Consider the following 2,412-nt stretch of genomic DNA (forward strand, 5'->3'; position numbering starts at 1 on the left):
TGACGGCGCTCAGGAAAATTCCCCAGTGATGCTCATCTAAATTCCCCACCCCGCGTGGCACCGCCAGTTAAGGCGGGCCTCCCGTGACGCTGATGGTCTCTGACCACTCACCAGCACACGGGAGGCCCGCTTTTCATGTTGACACGGGAGGACGATGTGGAAGTACACGCATTGCACAAACGGGGGTGGTCGATCTCGGCGATCGCCCGCCATACCGGACGAGACAGGAAGACGATTCGGGCCTACTTGAAGGGGGATCGTGTTCCGGGACAACGCAAGAAGCCAGAGGTCGATCCGTTCGAGCCATATCTGGCCTATGTGACGGCGCGGTTGATCGAGGATCCACATCTGTGGGCGCGCACGCTATGCGACGAACTCGAGGACCTCGGGTTCGATCAGTCGTATCAGACCTTGACCCGCCAGATCCGCCTGCGCGGACTGCGCCCGAAGTGTCAGGCGTGCGCCCAGGTGACCGAACGGGCGAATGCGGTGATCGAGCATCCGCCGGGTGAGGAAACCCAGTGGGATTGGGTGGAGTTACCCAATGCTCCAGCCGAATGGGGTTGGGGTCCAACAGCATTCCTACTAGTCGGCACCTTATCGCATTCGGGTCGGTGGCGCGGTTATCTGGCTCCGGATATGACCCGCCCGCACGTGATCGCCGGCATCGACCGAATCACCCGAAGACTCGGCGGCGTGACGAAGTCGTGGCGGTTCGACCGGATGGCCACGGTGTGTCACCCGGCCAGCGGCAGGTTGACGACCGAGTTCGCCGGGGTCGCCAAGCATTACGGCGTGTCGGTCGATGTCTGCCCACCCCGACGCGGCAACCGCAAAGGGATCGTGGAGAAGTCCAATCACACTGCCGCGCAACGCTGGTGGCGCACCGTGCCGGACGAGATCACCCCCGAACAGGCCCAAACGAGTTGCGACACGTTCTGCCGCACCCGCTCGGATGTGCGGATGCGCCGCACCAAAGATGGCCGGTCGAACGTGGCCACCGTGGCCAAACGCGAGCCCCTGAGCGCCCCGCCAGCGGCCCCGTACCCGGCCACGGTCACCGAGGTGCGCAAAGTGTCGCGTCAGGCGCTGGTGGCGTGGCGAGGCAACCAGTACTCGGTGCCGCCGGAACTGGCGATGAGCGAGGTCACCGTGGCCGAGCGTCTCGGCGGCGGCTATATCGACATCGCCACGGCCTCGGGCATCGTCATCGCGCGGCATCGCCTCGCCGCACCCGGGACCGGGGCTCAAGTGCGTGATCACGGGCATGTCGTGGCCCTGGACACCCTGGCCCAGGCCAGCGCGTCCTCGAGTCGCCGACCGCATCGCCGCAAGGAACGCATCCCACCCGGCGACACCGCCCGCGAGGCTGCAGATGCGTTGCGCCACAACAGCACTGATTCATCCACGACCGACGCTGCCGCGTCGGTGATCGACATGAGCGTCTACGAACGCGCCGCACAGAACAGGACCCACCTGCCATGACCTCCACCAAGGAAACCGCACCGACTGCTACCGCGGCCGAGTCGAATACTGTTGAGCCACAGTCACAGTCAGCGATCTCGGTGTATCAGCAACTGCGTGGACATCTCGCGGCCCTCAAACTCGAGGCCGCCGCCGAAGCCCTGCCGCAAGTGCTGCAGACCGCTGGTGAGCAGGACTGGTCGATGACCCAGACCCTCGAACACCTGCTGGGTATCGAGGTCGACGCCACCGAAGCCCGCCGACTGGCCGGTCGACTACGGTTCGCGTGCCTGCCCACCCCGGCCACCCTCGAGGGTTTCGACTACGACGCCGCTCCCGGGGTGGACCGGGCGTTGATCCGCGAACTCGGCACCTGCGCCTACCTGGAATCGGCGACCAACGTGTTGCTCGTCGGCCCGCCCGGTACCGGCAAAACGCATCTGGCCGTCGGGTTGGCCCATGCCGCCGTGCACGCCGGATACCGCACCTACGTGACGACCGCCGCCGATCTGGCTGCGCGCTGCCACAAAGCGGCGATCGAGGGACGCTGGGCCACTTGCATGCGGTTCTTCGCCGGACCAACTCTTCTCGTGATTGATGAGCTGGGGTATCTTCCGTTGCCGGCCGAGGCCGCGTCAGCATTGTTTCAAGTTGTGGCACAACGATATTTGAAAACCAGTGTCGTGATCACCACCAACCGCTCGGTGGCCGAATGGGGCGAAGTCCTCGGCGACACCACCGTCGCCGCCGCCATGCTCGACCGGCTGCTGCACCGCTCGGTCGTCCTCAAACTCGACGGGGATTCCTACCGACTGCGTGACCACCACGCCCGCACCCAGAACCAGCGGGCAGCTACCGCACCAACCCGGCGGACGCTACAGTAGGAGCCGCCCGCATGGTGGGGAATTTCGGTGAGCACATCTGGGGAGAATTTTCGAGTCCCGTCAC

Annotated in this window: 2 protein-coding genes; both read left to right on the forward strand. The window is 65.2% G+C overall.

The window, feature by feature from the left end; all coding sequences use genetic code 11:
* Nucleotides 1-135: 135 nt before the first annotated feature.
* Nucleotides 136-1,485 carry a Mu transposase domain-containing protein gene (locus tag MKW15_RS24050; protein ID WP_240862886.1) on the forward strand — a complete coding sequence of 450 codons (1,350 nt, stop codon included), beginning with the start codon at nt 136-138 and terminating at the stop codon, nt 1,483-1,485.
* Entirely contained in the window at nt 1,482-2,348 is an 867-nt protein-coding gene (gene istB, locus MKW15_RS24055; RefSeq protein WP_240862888.1) for an IS21-like element helper ATPase IstB, read from the forward strand. The genes MKW15_RS24050 and istB overlap by 4 nt, the downstream gene beginning before the upstream one ends.
* Nucleotides 2,349-2,412: the final 64 nt, after the last annotated feature.

The sequence above is a fragment of the Gordonia gummivorans genome (genome assembly GCF_022513585.1).
In the GTDB taxonomy this organism is placed as follows: Bacteria; Actinomycetota; Actinomycetes; order Mycobacteriales; family Mycobacteriaceae; genus Gordonia.

Coding starts and splice junctions, on each gene's coding strand:
- MKW15_RS24050 (WP_240862886.1), top strand. CDS start 136: ATGTTGACACGGGAGGACGATGTGGAAGTACACGCATTGCACAAACGG.
- istB (WP_240862888.1), top strand. CDS start 1,482: ATGACCTCCACCAAGGAAACCGCACCGACTGCTACCGCGGCCGAGTCG.